General features: G+C 66.3%; 13 protein-coding genes and 2 tRNA genes. 12 read left to right on the forward strand and 3 right to left on the reverse strand.

The window, feature by feature from the left end:
- Nucleotides 1-100 precede the first annotated feature (100 nt).
- The 10 genes from dnaA (at nucleotide 101) to QNO12_RS00050 (ending at nucleotide 10,936) form a co-directional block, all read left to right on the forward strand.
- The gene (gene dnaA, locus QNO12_RS00005) at nucleotides 101-1,534 is read left to right on the forward strand and encodes a chromosomal replication initiator protein DnaA (RefSeq protein ID WP_257500963.1); all 1,434 of its coding nucleotides are present in this window, start codon (nucleotides 101-103) and stop codon (nucleotides 1,532-1,534) included.
- 472 nt (nucleotides 1,535-2,006) lie between these two features.
- Entirely contained in the window at nucleotides 2,007-3,158 is a 1,152-nt protein-coding gene (dnaN, locus tag QNO12_RS00010; RefSeq protein ID WP_257500962.1) for a DNA polymerase III subunit beta, read from the forward strand.
- A gap of 65 nt (nucleotides 3,159-3,223) precedes the next feature.
- On the forward strand, nucleotides 3,224-4,381 hold the full coding sequence (gene recF / locus QNO12_RS00015) for a DNA replication/repair protein RecF (RefSeq protein WP_257500961.1): 1,158 nt from the start codon (nucleotides 3,224-3,226) through the stop codon (nucleotides 4,379-4,381).
- Nucleotides 4,374-4,925, forward strand: coding sequence for a DciA family protein (locus QNO12_RS00020; protein ID WP_257500960.1), 552 nt, complete (start codon nucleotides 4,374-4,376; stop codon nucleotides 4,923-4,925). The genes recF and QNO12_RS00020 overlap by 8 nt, the downstream gene beginning before the upstream one ends.
- Before the next feature lie 122 nt (nucleotides 4,926-5,047).
- Nucleotides 5,048-7,102, forward strand: a complete 2,055-nt coding sequence (gene gyrB, locus QNO12_RS00025) for a DNA topoisomerase (ATP-hydrolyzing) subunit B (protein WP_257500959.1) — start codon at nucleotides 5,048-5,050, stop codon at nucleotides 7,100-7,102.
- A 54-nt stretch (nucleotides 7,103-7,156) separates the two neighbouring features.
- Nucleotides 7,157-9,727 (forward strand): DNA gyrase subunit A, encoded by a 2,571-nt coding sequence (gyrA, locus tag QNO12_RS00030; RefSeq protein WP_257500958.1) that lies wholly within the window; start codon nucleotides 7,157-7,159, stop codon nucleotides 9,725-9,727.
- Complete coding sequence (locus tag QNO12_RS00035; protein WP_257500957.1) at nucleotides 9,724-10,128, forward strand: DUF3566 domain-containing protein; 405 nt, start codon at nucleotides 9,724-9,726, stop codon at nucleotides 10,126-10,128. Before gyrA ends, QNO12_RS00035 begins: the two co-directional genes overlap by 4 nt.
- 128 nt (nucleotides 10,129-10,256) lie before the next feature.
- Nucleotides 10,257-10,330: transfer RNA gene (locus QNO12_RS00040), tRNA-Ile, on the forward strand.
- Nucleotides 10,331-10,337: 7 nt separating this feature from the next.
- Nucleotides 10,338-10,410, forward strand: a tRNA-Ala gene (locus QNO12_RS00045).
- 100 nt (nucleotides 10,411-10,510) lie between these two features.
- Complete coding sequence (locus QNO12_RS00050; protein WP_257500956.1) at nucleotides 10,511-10,936, forward strand: NUDIX hydrolase; 426 nt, start codon at nucleotides 10,511-10,513, stop codon at nucleotides 10,934-10,936.
- 11 nt (nucleotides 10,937-10,947) lie between these two features.
- On the opposite strand, the gene QNO12_RS00055 is transcribed toward QNO12_RS00050, so the two are convergent.
- Both QNO12_RS00055 and QNO12_RS00060 read right to left on the reverse strand, forming a co-directional pair.
- Nucleotides 10,948-11,430, reverse strand: a complete 483-nt coding sequence (locus QNO12_RS00055; protein WP_374761003.1) for an aminoacyl-tRNA deacylase — start codon at nucleotides 11,428-11,430, stop codon at nucleotides 10,948-10,950.
- Between the two features lie 61 nt (nucleotides 11,431-11,491).
- Nucleotides 11,492-12,076: a DNA helicase gene (locus QNO12_RS00060; RefSeq protein ID WP_257500955.1), complete on the reverse strand. Its 585-nt coding sequence runs from the start codon at nucleotides 12,074-12,076 to the stop codon at nucleotides 11,492-11,494.
- Nucleotides 12,077-12,174: 98 nt separating this feature from the next.
- On the opposite strand from QNO12_RS00060, the gene QNO12_RS00065 reads away from it, so the two are divergent.
- Nucleotides 12,175-12,747 (forward strand): peptidylprolyl isomerase, encoded by a 573-nt coding sequence (locus QNO12_RS00065; protein ID WP_257500954.1) that lies wholly within the window; start codon nucleotides 12,175-12,177, stop codon nucleotides 12,745-12,747.
- 15 nt (nucleotides 12,748-12,762) lie between these two features.
- Nucleotides 12,763-13,638 carry a rhomboid family intramembrane serine protease gene (locus tag QNO12_RS00070; RefSeq protein ID WP_257500953.1) on the forward strand — a complete coding sequence of 292 codons (876 nt, stop codon included), beginning with the start codon at nucleotides 12,763-12,765 and terminating at the stop codon, nucleotides 13,636-13,638.
- A gap of 147 nt (nucleotides 13,639-13,785) precedes the next feature.
- Here QNO12_RS00070 and QNO12_RS00075 read toward each other — a convergent pair whose 3' ends face one another.
- Nucleotides 13,786-14,025, reverse strand: coding sequence for a cell division protein CrgA (locus QNO12_RS00075; RefSeq protein WP_257500952.1), 240 nt, complete (start codon nucleotides 14,023-14,025; stop codon nucleotides 13,786-13,788).
- Between the last annotated feature and the right edge of the window lie 21 nt (nucleotides 14,026-14,046).

A 14,046-nucleotide genomic window follows, 5' to 3' on the forward strand; every position in this document is an offset into this window, starting at 1 on the left:
GCCACGCCCGCGAACTAGCCTGGCACGGGCAGTTATCCACAGGCTGGACGTGACGATCACCGTTTCACACCTGAGGCGCGTCAATACACCCGGGGGTCCCATGTCATCGCACGAACTTCCAGATGTTCCCGTCTGGTCAGCCGTGCTCGACCAGCTCGCCGGGGACGACCGGGTCACCCCGCAGCTGCAAGGTTTCCTCAGTCTCGCCGTTCCCCAGGGTGTGATGGGGGGAACCCTCTACCTGGACGTGCCGAACGATCTGACCGCCGCGCAGATCAACAAGCGCATGCGGACGCCGATCATGGAGGCGCTGACCAAAGTCGACCAGGATCAGAATCATGATCCGTCGGCGACGGCGTTCCGCGTCGTGGTCAATCCGGAACTGGCCGACGCCCGCGTCGCCGCTCCGAATCAGATGCAGGCCTCGGCGCCTGCTCCGGCCGCCCCAGTGCGGCAGCACATCGAAGAGACAATGGATGCCGCAGCCGCCGCGTCCCGCAGCGACACGCGTCTGAATCCGAAGTACACCTTCGACAACTTCGTGATCGGGCAGTCGAACCGCTTTGCGCACGCGGCCGCGGTTGCGGTGGCCGAGGCCCCCGCAAAGGCCTATAACCCGCTGTTCATCTACGGCGATTCTGGGCTGGGCAAGACCCACCTTCTGCACGCGATCGGCGACTACGCGCTGAGTCTCTACGCCGGCATCCGCGTCCGCTACGTCTCCAGCGAAGAGTTCACGAACGACTTCATCAACTCGATCGCGAACAACCGCGGATCGGCCTTCCAGGCCCGCTACCGTGACGTTGACATCCTGCTCATCGACGACATCCAGTTTCTGCAGGGCCGGGCCGAGACCCAGGAAGCGTTCTTCCACACCTTCAACACGCTGCACGATCACGACAAGCAGGTCGTGATCACCAGCGACGTGCCGCCCAAGCACCTCACCGGGTTCGAGGACCGGATGCGCAGCCGCTTCGAATGGGGTCTGATCACCGACGTCCAGGCGCCGGACCTGGAAACGCGCATCGCGATCCTCCGGAAGAAGGCACAGAGCGAGCGCCTGCAGATTCCGGACGAGGTTCTCGAGTACATCGCCACGGTGGTGTCCTCCAACATCCGCGAACTGGAGGGCGCTCTGATCCGCGTCTCCGCCTTCGCGAGCCTCAATCGCTCGACTCTGGACATGTCCCTCGCCCAGACGGTGCTGCGGGACATCATCGATCAGGATGACGCCAACGTCATTTCGCCGACGGACATCATCACGGCCACGGCGCAGTACTTCAAGCTCTCGGTCGATGACCTCTACGGTTCGAGCCGGTCGCAGTCCATTGCCACGGCACGCCAGATCGCCATGTATCTGTGCCGCGAGCGGACGAGTCTCTCCCTGCCCAAGATCGGGCATCTGTTCGGAAACCGTGATCACACGACCGTGATGTATGCCTATAAGAAGATCAGCGACCTGATGAAGGAGCGCCGCTCCATCTACAACCAGGTCTCCGAGATCACCGCTCAGCTCGGCCGCAACGCGCGCTGAAGCGCCTTCGCCGCGCCCTGGCGCCCAGAGCCGACCAGTCGCTGTTTCGTCGACCCGTCGACTGTGACGTATGCCTCAAGAGGTGCTTGACAGACCCTCGCCGGAGCGCAATCATCCCGGTTCTTCACATGTGGAAAACCTGTGGATAACTCCGCGGCGCTGCGGAAACGTTGTGTGCAATCGCGGCGAAGCTGTGGAGGAGCCAGCAGTGGAGCGCCGATTCTTGTAATTCCGACGGCGCTCAATCCGCAGCCCGTCCACAACTCACACGGTTGTAGTTTCCCTCTCCCGACCCGGATCGCTCGAGTTATCCACAGTTTCCACAGGCGTTAAGAAGATGACAGAGAAATAGTTAATGGGAAACCGTTCGATCACCTTGACGGTGGCCGAACCCTCTCCGGCCGTGGTCTGCGGGCGGCGGCATGCTGGGCACTAGCATGGGAGAGCCCACGCCGATGTCAAGGGAGCGCCAGTGAGGTTCCACGTCAATCGCGATGTGTTCAGCGAAGCCGTGTCGTTCGTCGTCAAGCTCCTGCCGCAGCGCAACCCCCAGCCGATTCTGGCCGGGGTCCTGATCGAAGCGTCCGAGAGCGGACTGTCGCTCGCCGCATTCGACTACGAAGCGTCCGCGCGCACCACCATCGAAGCAACAGTCGATGATCCGGGCACGATTCTGGTGCACGGCCGGCTGCTCTCTGAGATCGCCAGCCGGCTCCCCAACGCGCCGATCCAGGTCGAGGTCGATGACGACGGCGGCATCGTGCTGACCTGCGGATCGGCACGCTTCACGCTGGCCTCGATGCCGGTGCAGGAGTACCCCGCGATCCCCGAAGTTTCCGGAGACACCGGTCTGGTGCCCGCCGAAGACTTCGCGACAGCGATCGCGCAGGTCGCATTCGCCGCGTCGCGTGATGACGTGACCCCGGTGCTCACCGGCGTGCAGCTCGAGGTCTCCGGCACGCAGCTGAGCCTGGTCGCCACCGACCGCTATCGCGTCGCGCTCCGCGAGATCCCCTGGGATGGCGGGTCCACGGCGACCGAAGAGCCGACCACCGCGCTCGTACCGGCACGGACGCTGACCGAGGTCGGCAAGACCTTCGCGCACGGCGGCGACATCTCGATTGCCTTCTCCGGGTCCGGAGACCGCGAGATCATCGCGTTCACGGCCGGCAACAAGACCGTGACCTCACTGCTGATCAAGGGCAACTTCCCCCCGGTCCGTCGCCTTTTTCCGGAGCAGACCGAACATCACGCGGTTCTGAACACCGCCGAGCTGGCCGAGGCCGTACGTCGTGTCTCGCTCGTCCTGGACCGGTCGGCGCCGCTGCGTTTCACGTTCACAACGGACAGCGTTTCGATGGATGCCTCCGGCACCGAGCAGGCGCGGGCATCCGAGTCCGTGGACGCCCACCTGGTGGGCGAGGATGTCACGCTGGGCCTGAACCCGCAGTATCTGCTCGAGTCGCTCGGCGCGGTCAAGAGCGAGTTCGTGCGGATCACGTTCACATCGAGCGACAACGCGAACAAGCTCAGCCCTGTGCTGATCACCCCGCAGACTTCCGTCGACAAGGACGGCACCGAGTCCTTCAAGTACCTGCTGCAGCCGAACCTGCTGCTGCGGTGACGCGAAGCGGGCGCATCCGCCGCGAGCGGGATGAGAACGTCCGACTGCGGTCTTAGGGTTGCACAGTGATCGTTGAGCATCTGAGCCTCGTCGACTTCCGCAACTATGCGGTCGCCGATGTCGCGCTGAGCCCGGGTCCGAACGTGTTCGTCGGCCGCAACGGCCAGGGCAAGACCAATCTGGCCGAGGCGATCGCGTTTCTCGCCACCCTCGGCTCGCACCGCGTCTCCACCGACGCGCCGATGGTCCGCGACGGTGCGGATGCCGCGATCATCCGCGCCAGGCTCGCCCACGATGAGCGGCGGATGCTGCTGGAAGTGCAGTTGAACCGGCAGGGTGCGAACAAGGCGCGTGTCAACGGAGCCCCGGTCAAGAGCTCGGATCTGCCGCGCTATGCACAGGTCGTGCTGTTCGCGCCCGAGGACCTTCACATCGTGCGCGGCGATCCGTCGTCCCGCCGGCGCTTCATGGATCAGCTCCTCGTGCAGCGATCGCCGCGGTTCGCGGGTGTCCTGTCCGATTACGACCGCGTGCTGCGGCAGCGGACGGCTCTGCTCAAATCCGCACGCGCCCGCGGCATCCGCGGTGACCAGCTGTCGACGCTCGATGTGTGGGACGACAAGCTGGTCGCACTCGGCACCGAGCTGATCCAGGCGCGGCTCGCCCTCGCCGCGGACCTGAGCGGACCGCTGACCGCCGCGTACGCCGCGATCGCCGGCGCCGACCATGGCCCCCGGATCGAGTGGGTGCTGTCGGTGCGAGGCGGCGACCCCGAAGAGGATGCGGCGCCGTCGGCCGCGCAGCCGCAGGGCGGTCTGATCGCGGAGCAGTTCCGACAGGCGCTCGCCGACAAGCGCGCCGCCGAGCTCGATCGGGGTTTGACGCTCGTGGGCCCGCACCGCGATGACCTGCTGCTGAGCGTGCGCGGTCTGCCGGTCAAGGGCTACGCATCGCACGGCGAATCCTGGTCCTTCGCGCTGGGCCTTCGCTTGGCGTCGGCAGATCTTCTGCGCGCCGATTCCCGGTTGGGAGATCCCGTCTTGATCCTGGACGATGTGTTCGCCGAGCTCGACACCGACCGCCGCGGGCGGCTGGCTCAGCTCACCGCGGACTACGAACAGGTCATCGTCACCGCCGCGGTGGAAGAGGACGTGCCCTCCGCGCTCCGCGCTCGCGTCGTCCGGGTCGAAGCGGGTCGGGTGCTGGCGGCGACGGATGCCTGACCAGGACGTTCCGGAGCAGTCCGGCGTCCCGCACGGTCGCGGTGCGCGCCGGGAATCGGTCGAGGCCGAGCCGGTTCCCGAGACGGTTGCGACATATCTTCGGCTGCGCGGACTCGAGCCGTCCGCCCGCACGTACCGGAAACGTCGTCGCCGCGGACCGGATGATGAGAATGCCCCGTTCACCCCCGGTCGCGATCCGAAGGGCGTCGCCGATGTCCTGGCCGACCTCACCCGTGACGCGGGCTGGGACTCGCAGCTGGCCCGCGAGGACGTCGTGCGGACGTGGGCCGAGGTCGCCGGTGAGGACACCGCCCGGCATACCCGTCCGATCGCGTTCACGGAGGGCACTCTGACCGTTCAGGCCGACTCGACGGCGTGGGCCAAGCAGCTTCAGCTGATGCGTTCGCAGATCCTCTCCGAGATCGTCCGGAGGTTCCCCGAAGCCGGGGTGGACGGCATCCGCTTTATCGGGCCGGACGTCCCCTCTTGGAAATGGGGTCCCAGAACGACTCCAGGGCGTGGTCCGCGCGATACCTACGGCTGAGATACCTCCTGTCCTATCCGGACGAAATCCAACGCGCCACAGAGCCGCACATGGCGCGGGACCGACGCGTTCCTTGGTAGACTGGGGGGGCCCGGAATTACGATGTGGAGCGCGCCGAAAATATGTCGTCTGATACCCCTGACAGCCTGCCCGAGCAATCCGATCAGCATTCCGAGGTACCAGAACCGGCCGAGCGGACACACGTGCGGTACGGGGCCGAGGACATCCAGGTTCTCGAGGGACTCGAAGCGGTTCGCAAGCGACCGGGCATGTACATCGGCTCGACCGGGCCGCGCGGACTGCACCACCTCGTCCAGGAGATCGTCGACAACTCCGTCGACGAGGCCCTCGCCGGGTACTGCGACACCATCGCCGTGACGATCCTGCCCGACGGCGGAGTGCGCGTCGTCGACAACGGCCGCGGCATCCCGGTGGACATGCACCAGGCCGAGGGCCGATCGACGGTGGAGGTCGTGCTGACCGTGCTGCACGCCGGGGGAAAATTCGGCGGCGGCGGTTATGCGGTCTCCGGCGGATTGCATGGCGTCGGTTCGTCCGTGGTCAACGCCCTGTCGAGCCGGCTGGAGGTGGAGGTGCGCCGTCAGGGCTACGTGTGGCGCCAGTCCTACCGTGACGGGGGTGTCCCGCAGGCACCTCTGGAACGTGCCGAGGAGAGCTCTGAGACCGGGACGACAATCACGTTCTGGCCTGACGAGTCGATCTTCGAGACGATCGACTTCGACTACGACACGCTGCGCACGCGCTTCCAGCAGATGGCGTTCCTGAACAAGGGACTGCGCATCGACCTGGTCGACGAGCGACCCGGTGCGGCATACCAAGAAGAGGTGGCGCCCGGCGAAGTCGTGCTGCAGCAGCCGAACGACAGCTTCCTGTACGAGCGCGGGTTGGTGGACTACGTCGAATACCTCAATCGAGTGCGCAAGGCCGAGCATGTGCACGAGGACATCATCGACTTCGAGACCGAGGACACCGAACGCAAGATCGCGCTCGAGGTGGCGATGCAGTGGACGACCTCGTACACCGAGAACGTCTTCACCTACGCCAACACCATCAACACGCACGAGGGCGGCACGCATGAAGAAGGATTCCGCGCCGCGCTGACCACCCTGGTGAACAAGTACGCGCGCGCGAACAGCCTGCTCAAGGAGAAGGACGAGAACCTCTCCGGCGACGACGTGCGCGAGGGACTGACCGCGGTCATCTCGGTGAAGCTGTCCGAACCGCAGTTCGAGGGCCAGACCAAGACGAAACTCGGCAACACCGAGGCCAAGGCGTTCGTGCAGAAGGTCGTCGGAGATCGGCTCGGGGACTGGTTCGACCGCAACCCCGCGCAGGCCAAGAACGTCGTGCGCAAGGCGATCGATGCGGCCACTGCACGACTGGCCGCACGGAAGGCCCGCGAGACGGCGCGTCGCAAGAGCGTCTTCGAGAGCGCCGCCATGCCCGACAAGCTCAAGGACTGCACGAGCAAGGACCCCTCGATCAGCGAGATCTTCCTGGTGGAGGGCGACTCGGCCGGCGGCTCGGCGGTGCAGGGCCGCGACCCGCACACGCAGGCGATCCTCGCCCTGCGGGGCAAGATCCTCAACGTCGAGCGCGCCCGCTTGGACCGCGCCCTGGGCAATAAAGAAGTCCAGGCGATGATCCAGGCGTTCGGCACCGGCATCGGCGAAGAGTTCGACATCGCCAAGGCGCGGTACCACAAGATCGTGCTGATGGCCGATGCCGACGTGGACGGCCAGCACATCACGACACTGCTGCTCACGCTGCTGTTCCGCTACATGCGCGGACTGATCGAAGCGGGCTTCGTCTACCTCGCCCAGCCGCCGCTGTTCCGCCTGAAGTGGTCGAACTCGCCGCATGAGTACGTCTACAGCGACCGGGAGCGGGACGCGCTGCTGGCCGAGGGCCTCGCCACCGGCAAGCGCATCCCCAAGGACAACGCGATCCAGCGGTACAAGGGTCTGGGTGAGATGAACGACAAGGAACTGTGGGAGACCACCATGGATCCGGAGACCCGCACGCTGCGGCAGGTGACGATCGACGACGCCGCGTCGGCCGACGAGATCTTCACCATCCTGATGGGCGAGGACGTCGAGTCCCGCCGCGGGTTCATCCAGCGCAACGCGAAAGACGTCCGCTTCCTCGACATCTGATCCCCCGATCGGATGCCTCTGTGATCCCGGCTGCGAAGAAACGAAACGAAACCGATGACTGACGAATCACGCCCCGCCGTCCCCGAGCACAACCACGGCCGCATCGACCAGATCGATCTGCAGGCCGAGATGCAGCGCAGCTACCTCGACTACGCGATGAGCGTGATCATCGGGCGCGCGCTGCCCCGCGTCGAGGACGGCCTGAAGCCCGTGCACCGCCGCGTCATCTACGCGATGTACGACGGCGGCTTCCGCCCGGACAAGTCCTTCTCCAAGTGCGCACGCGTCGTGGGCGAGGTGATGGGTCACTACCACCCGCACGGCGACGCGCCGATCTACGACGCACTGGTGCGCCTCGTGCAGCCGTGGTCGTTGCGCTACCCGCTGGCGCAGGGTCAGGGAAACTTCGGCTCCCCCGGCAACCAGGGCGCCGCTGCGCCGCGGTACACCGAGACCAAGATGGCTCAGCTCGCGCTCGAGATGGTGCGCGACATCGAAGAAGAGACCGTCGACTTCCAGGACAACTACGACGGTCAGACCCGTGAGCCGGTCGTCCTGCCCGCGCGCTTCCCCAACCTCCTGGTCAACGGCTCGGTCGGCATCGCCGTCGGAATGGCCACGAACATCCCGCCGCACAACCTCCGCGAGGTCGCCAGCGGGGCACTGTGGGCGCTGGCCCATCCGGACGCCAACCGCGAGGAGCTGCTCGAAGCGCTCATGGAGCGCATCCCCGGGCCGGACTTCCCGACGCACGCGCAGATCCTCGGCACCCGGGGCATCAAGGACGCCTACCGCACCGGGCGCGGCTCGATCACGATGCGTGCCGTCGTGAACGTCGAAGAGGTGCAGGGCCGCACCTGCCTGGTGATCACCGAGCTGCCTTATCAGGTCAACCCCGACAACGTCGCCGTCAAGATCAGCGACCTCGCCCGCGAGGGCAAGATCACCGGCATCGCCGATATCCGCGACGAGTCCTCCGGGCGCACCGGGCAGCGACTGGTGATCGTCCTGAAACGGGATGCCGTCGCGAAGGTCGTGCTGAACAACCTGTACAAGCACACCCAGCTGCAGGAGAACTTCGGCGCGAACATGCTCGCGATCGTGGACGGCGTGCCGCGCACGCTGCCGCTGGACGGGTTCATCACGCACTGGATCGATCACCAGATCGAGGTCATCGTCCGCCGCACGCAGTTCCGGCTGCGCAAGGCGGAGGAGCGCATGCACATCCTGCGCGGCTATCTGAAGGCGCTTGACGCGCTCGACGAGGTGATCGCGCTCATCCGCCGTTCACCGACCGTGGACGACGCCCGCGAAGGCCTGAAGGCGCTGCTGGAGATCGACGACATCCAGGCGGACGCGATCCTGACGATGCAGCTGCGTCGCCTGGCAGCCCTGGAGCGTCAGAAGATCATCGACGAGGCGGCGGAGCTGGAGTCGCAGATCGCGGACTTCAAGGCGATCCTGGCCGACCCGGTGCGTCAGCGCACGATCATCCGCGACGAGCTCACCTCGATCGTCGAGCGGTTCGGTGACGATCGACGCACCCAGATCCTGCCCGGCTACGACGGCGACATGTCGATCGAGGACCTGATCCCCGAGGAGGAGATGGTCATCACCGTCACCCGCGACGGCTACATCAAGCGCACCCGCAGCGACAACTACCGCCAGCAGCACCGCGGCGGTCGAGGAGTCAAGGGCGCGCAGCTGCGCGCCGACGACGTGGTGGAGCACTTCTTCGTCACCACGACCCACCACTGGCTCCTGTTCTTCACCACCAAGGGCCGGGTGTACCGCGCGAAGGCGTACGAGGTGCCGGAGGCCGGCCGCGATGCGAAGGGCCAGCACGTCGCGAACCTGCTGGCGCTGCAGCCGGATGAGGAGATCGCACAGATCCTCGACATCCGGGACTACAGCGTGGCCACCTATCTCGTGCTGGCCACGCGCAGCGGACTCGTCAAGAAGACGCGGCTCACCGAGTACGACACCAACCGCCAAGGCGGGGTCATCGCGATCCGGCTGCGCGAGGGTGACGAAGTGACCAGTGCACTGCTGGTCGAGGAAGGCGATGACATCCTGCTCATCAGCCGTCACGGGATGTCGCTCCGCTTCGTCGCCACCGACGATTCGCTGCGGCCGATGGGACGCTCCACCGAGGGAGTGAAGGGGATGTCCTTCCGCGAGGGGGACAGCCTCCTGTCCGCATCCGTCGCCGAGCCCGGCGCCTTCGTCTTCGTGGTCACCGATGGCGGGTACGCCAAGCGCACCGCCATCGAGCAGTACCGCCGCCAGAGCCGCGGCGGATTGGGCATCAAGGTGGCGCGTCTGAGCGACGATCGGGGCGTCCTGGCCGGCGGTTTGATGGTCTCCGAGGACGACGAGGTCTTGGTGGTTCTTGCCAGTGGCAAGGTGGTACGCTCTGCCGTGGCCGAGGTCCCTGCCAAGGGTCGCGACACCATGGGCGTCGTCTTCACCCGCGCCGACGACGATGATCGCATCATCGCGATCGCCCGCAACGGAGAGCGTGGCCTCACCGAGACATCAGAGGCCGCCGACACGGAAGCAGTTCTCGTGCCCGGCACACCCGAGGCCTCCGCCGAGACCCCCGAAGAGAGTACTGACGCATGAGCACCGTAGCCGACAAGCTCGCAAAGAAGTCCAGCCACAAGACCAGCGCCAAGCAGGTGCGCCTCCGCCTGGTGTACGTCGACTTCTGGTCGGCGGTGAAGCTGTCGTTCCTGGCCGCCGTCGCCCTCGCGATCGTCACCGTGGTGAGCTTCTTCCTGGTCTATCTGATCGTTCGGACCACGGGCCTGATCGGCAAGGTCGACGAGTTCTTCCAGAGCTTCTCGGACGGTGGGATCTCCATCACGGCGTTCATCGGACTGCCGCAGGTGATGGCGTTCGCCGCGATCGTGGCCATCCTGAACCTCGTCGTCGTCACCGTGCTGGGCGCGGTCATCGCCGGGATCTACAACCTTGCGGTCAAGGTGACCGGCGGCCTGCTGGTCGGGTTCACCTCGAACTGATGCCGACTCCGGGTCGCCTCGGCGGCGCACAGACGGCGGGCGATGCGCGCCCGTGGCCCGGATTCGTCAAATGCCCGCGATTCGGGTAAAGTCTTGCAGGTTGACGGCGCTCGCGTCGCAGCGAAAACGGGGCTATAGCTCAGGCGGTTAGAGCGCTTCACTGATAATGAAGAGGTCCCAGGTTCAAGTCCTGGTAGCCCCACAAGTCCGGGGCCTTAGCTCAGTTGGTAGAGCGCCTGCTTTGCAAGCAGGATGTCAGGAGTTCGAATCTCCTAGGCTCCACAGTGCAAGAAGCACCGGCCCGTCAGGGTCGGTGCTTCTTGGGTTTCCGGGTGGAGGGATTCGATCGGCTCCCGCGATCGCTCGTCGGTAGAGTCGAGCCATGGACACGCGGGTCGCGGCGTACGCCGTCATCATCGACGCCGATGATCGGATGCTGCTGGCCCACTGGAACGAGGGGCGCCGTGCGGCGTGGACTCTTCCCGGGGGCGGGCTGGATCCCGGCGAGGATCCGGTGCATGCCGTGCGCCGTGAAGTGCGCGAGGAGACGGGCTACCGGGTGGCCGTGGGCGAGCTCCTCGGCATCCACTCGCGGGTGATTCCGGCCGCACGACGGCTCACACCCGGTGCCACGGGTCCCCTGCACGCCCTTCGCATCGTGTACCGCGCGAGGGTGATCGGCGGCCGACTGCGCAACGAGACCAACGGGTCCACCGATCGCGCGGGGTGGTTCCTGCTGCAGAGCCTGCACACGCTGCACCGGGTCAAGCTGGTGGACATCGCGCTGAAGATGGCGCGCCGCGACTGAGGCGCCGGAAGCTACGGGATCGACTGCGAGATGTCGGCCACGGATGCGCCGTACGCACCGATGAGGTCATCGGCCTCCACGAACAGGCTGTAGCCATGGGCGCCGGCGCCCATGGCGACACGCTGGCCGACGATGCGCTCGTCGGCGAAGACGGGCCAGTCGTGGATGCTGCCGATGGGCACGATCGTGCCCCGCTCATAGCCGGTCGCCGCCAGCGCCCGGGCCGGATCGGGCAGTTGCAGCTTGTTCACGCCGACCACAGCGCGCAGCTTCGGCCAGGAGATCGCGCGGTCGCCGGGGATGAGCGCGAACAGATAGGTGTCATCGCTGCGCTTGACCACGAGTGTCTTGACGATTCCCGCAGGAGGGATGCCGAGCAGCTCGGCCGCCTCGGCGAGGCTGTTCGCTGCCGGGCGCTGCCGTATCTGGATGGGCAGTCCGCGGGCCGCAGCGGCAGCGCGGACCCGCGCCGTCGGGTCCATGGCGTCGTTCATCGTCCCAGGCTAGCGACGAAGAAGAGCCCCACCGAATGGCAGGGCTCTTCGTCGATTCCGCTCAGGCGTCGGGTGCGCGCAGCGGGTCGTCGGCGACCCACAGCTCATCGTCGGCCCGAAGCGTCTGCCAGGCCGCGTAGACCACGCCGACAGCAGCCACGACACCCAGGATGATCGCGACGACGCCTCCGGCGCCGATGCCCTTCTTGGGCGGGTCGAGGACGCGCAGCTTCTGCGCCATGCGCTTGGATGCCTGCGCGCCGTACTTGTCGGCCTTCTTCGCATACGCTGCAGCATCCGGGAGCGCGAACCCCTTACCGGTGGTGAGACGCGAACGGGTGTCGTTCGCGGCGTCCCACACCGACAGCGCGGATCCGACCACGGCTCCGGCGGTGGGGACGACCTTGTCGCTCAGCACGTGCTTGGAGAACTGCATCCCCTTGTCGACATAAGGGGCGGCATACTTTCCGTAACCCGCCTGCACCGAGGGCACGACCTGTTCGCGACCGAAGTGGCCGAGCTGCCTGCTGGCCTCGCGCGCCACGTTCGCGGCTTCGCCGACGAGGACCTGCTGTGACTCCCAGAGATTGTTCGCCTGCACCTGGAGTCGGCGGAGTTCCTTCTTGCGCTTGCGGTTGACGCTCACGGTTGCCCTCCCAAAGGCCGGGGGTAGTAGTTTTCCCATCTTGCCAGACCGCACCCGGGACGGGAGGGTTCCCACGGAACTCTGAGAGAATGGATGACATGCCTCAGCACACAGCGGTAGCCACCCTGCACACCAACTACGGCGACATCGTCGTCAACCTCTTCGGAGACCACGCTCCCCAGACGGTCGCGAACTTCATCGGGCTGTCCGACGGATCAAAGGAGTGGACCGACCCGGCAAGCGGAAAGCCCGGCACCGGCCCGCTGTACAAGGACGTCGTGTTCCACCGCATCATCTCGGGGTTCATGATCCAGGGCGGCGACCCGCTCGGACAGGGCACCGGCGGCCCGGGCTACAACTTCAACGACGAGATCAACGGCGAGCTGACCTTCACCGCGCCGTACAAGTTGGCGATGGCCAATGCAGGTCTGCGACGCAACGCGATCACCGGTCAGCCCGAGGGCACCAACGGTTCGCAGTTCTTCATCACGGTCCCCGGTCAGGGCGGACGCGGACCGGAGTGGCTGCAGGGCAAGCACACCATCTTCGGCGAGGTCGCCGATGACGCCTCCAAGGCCGTGGTCGACACGATCAGCGCACTGCCCACGGCAGCCGGCGACCGTCCGCTCGAGCCCGTCGTGCTGCAGTCGGTCGACGTCGTCGCCGTCTAGGACCTCGCACCGCGCGTGACCTCGCCTGATTTCGCTGGCAACAGCGACAACTACTGCTACCGGCATCCCGACCGGCAGAGCTTCGTGCTGTGCCAGCGATGTCTGCGCACGGTCTGTCCGGAGTGCCAGACGCAGGGCGCGGTCGGCGTGATCTGCCCGGAGTGCATGGGCGAGCAGCAGAAGAGCCAGACCGCGGCGCAGCGCAAGGCCGAACGACGCTGGACCCGTCCGCGGGCCGTCACCGTCGCCGACTCCCGGCCGCTGGTGACCTACGGGATCATCGGGCTCACGCTGCTGGTCTACCTGACGCAGTTGATCCCGGGACTGGCCGTCCAGGAGCTGCTCGCCTTCAACAGTCTGTTCGTCATGCCGGCGTGGGGTGTCGCACCTTTTCAGCCGTGGCGTCTGTTCACCGTGCTGCTCGTGCACAGCGGCTTCTTCCACGTCGGGCTCAACATGCTCGCCGTGTGGATGATCGGCCGCAGCCTGGAACCGCTGCTGGGACGCTGGCGGTTCCTCGCGCTGTACCTGCTGGGTGGACTCGGCGGCTCGGTGGGCGTGGCGCTCATCGCTCCGGGCATCTGGGTGGTCGGCGCATCCGGTGCGGTCTTCGGCCTGCTCGGCGCGCTGCTGGTGATCGGTCGGCACATCGGCGCCAACATCCGCGGCATCGTCCTGATCCTGGGCATCAACCTGGTGATCGGCTTCGTCCCGGGCTTCCAGGTCGCGTGGCAGGCGCACATCGGCGGTCTCGCCGTCGGTGCGCTGGTCGGCCTGGTCTACGCGCGGACGCGATCGGTTCGACGCCGGGCCCTGCAGCTGTGGCTGCTCGCCGCCATCACGGTGGGGCTGTTCGCGCTGCTGCTGGTGCCGCCGCTGATCTACGGGTGATCCGCTCACGCGGGGCCTCGATACGCGCGCTCTGCGCGCTACTCGACCTTGCCCCGTTCACGCGGCAAGAGTTATCCACAGATTCATCCACAGCTGGGGATGAATCACACCGGTGTAATTCCCGAGCCGGTGGTGTGCGGATGGGCGTCAGCGCCAGCGTGTCGTCATGAGGAATCCGACGAAGGCGATGCCGAATCCGATGACGAGGTTCCAGGCACCGACGCCGGGAATGGGGAACTGCTGGCCGCTCAGATAGAACACCAGCACCCAGACCAGCCCGACCAGCATCAGGCCGATCATGATCGGCTTGAACCACACCGGGTTGGGTGCGGCTTCGCTTTCGGTGCGCTCCACGAGGGAGTCGTCGTCTTTGCCGGGTCGCGCCATAGCGATATCCTACCCTGCCGC

This window comes from Microbacterium sp. zg-B185 (assembly GCF_030246885.1).
GTDB lineage: Bacteria > Actinomycetota > Actinomycetes > Actinomycetales > Microbacteriaceae > Microbacterium.

Coding starts and splice junctions, on each gene's coding strand:
- dnaA (WP_257500963.1), top strand. CDS start 101: ATGTCATCGCACGAACTTCCAGATGTTCCCGTCTGGTCAGCCGTGCTC.
- QNO12_RS00020 (WP_257500960.1), top strand. CDS start 4,374: ATGCCTGACCAGGACGTTCCGGAGCAGTCCGGCGTCCCGCACGGTCGC.
- gyrB (WP_257500959.1), top strand. CDS start 5,048: ATGTCGTCTGATACCCCTGACAGCCTGCCCGAGCAATCCGATCAGCAT.
- gyrA (WP_257500958.1), top strand. CDS start 7,157: ATGACTGACGAATCACGCCCCGCCGTCCCCGAGCACAACCACGGCCGC.
- QNO12_RS00035 (WP_257500957.1), top strand. CDS start 9,724: ATGAGCACCGTAGCCGACAAGCTCGCAAAGAAGTCCAGCCACAAGACC.
- QNO12_RS00050 (WP_257500956.1), top strand. CDS start 10,511: ATGGACACGCGGGTCGCGGCGTACGCCGTCATCATCGACGCCGATGAT.
- QNO12_RS00055 (WP_374761003.1), bottom strand. CDS start 11,430: ATGAACGACGCCATGGACCCGACGGCGCGGGTCCGCGCTGCCGCTGCG.
- QNO12_RS00065 (WP_257500954.1), top strand. CDS start 12,175: ATGCCTCAGCACACAGCGGTAGCCACCCTGCACACCAACTACGGCGAC.
- QNO12_RS00075 (WP_257500952.1), bottom strand. CDS start 14,025: ATGGCGCGACCCGGCAAAGACGACGACTCCCTCGTGGAGCGCACCGAA.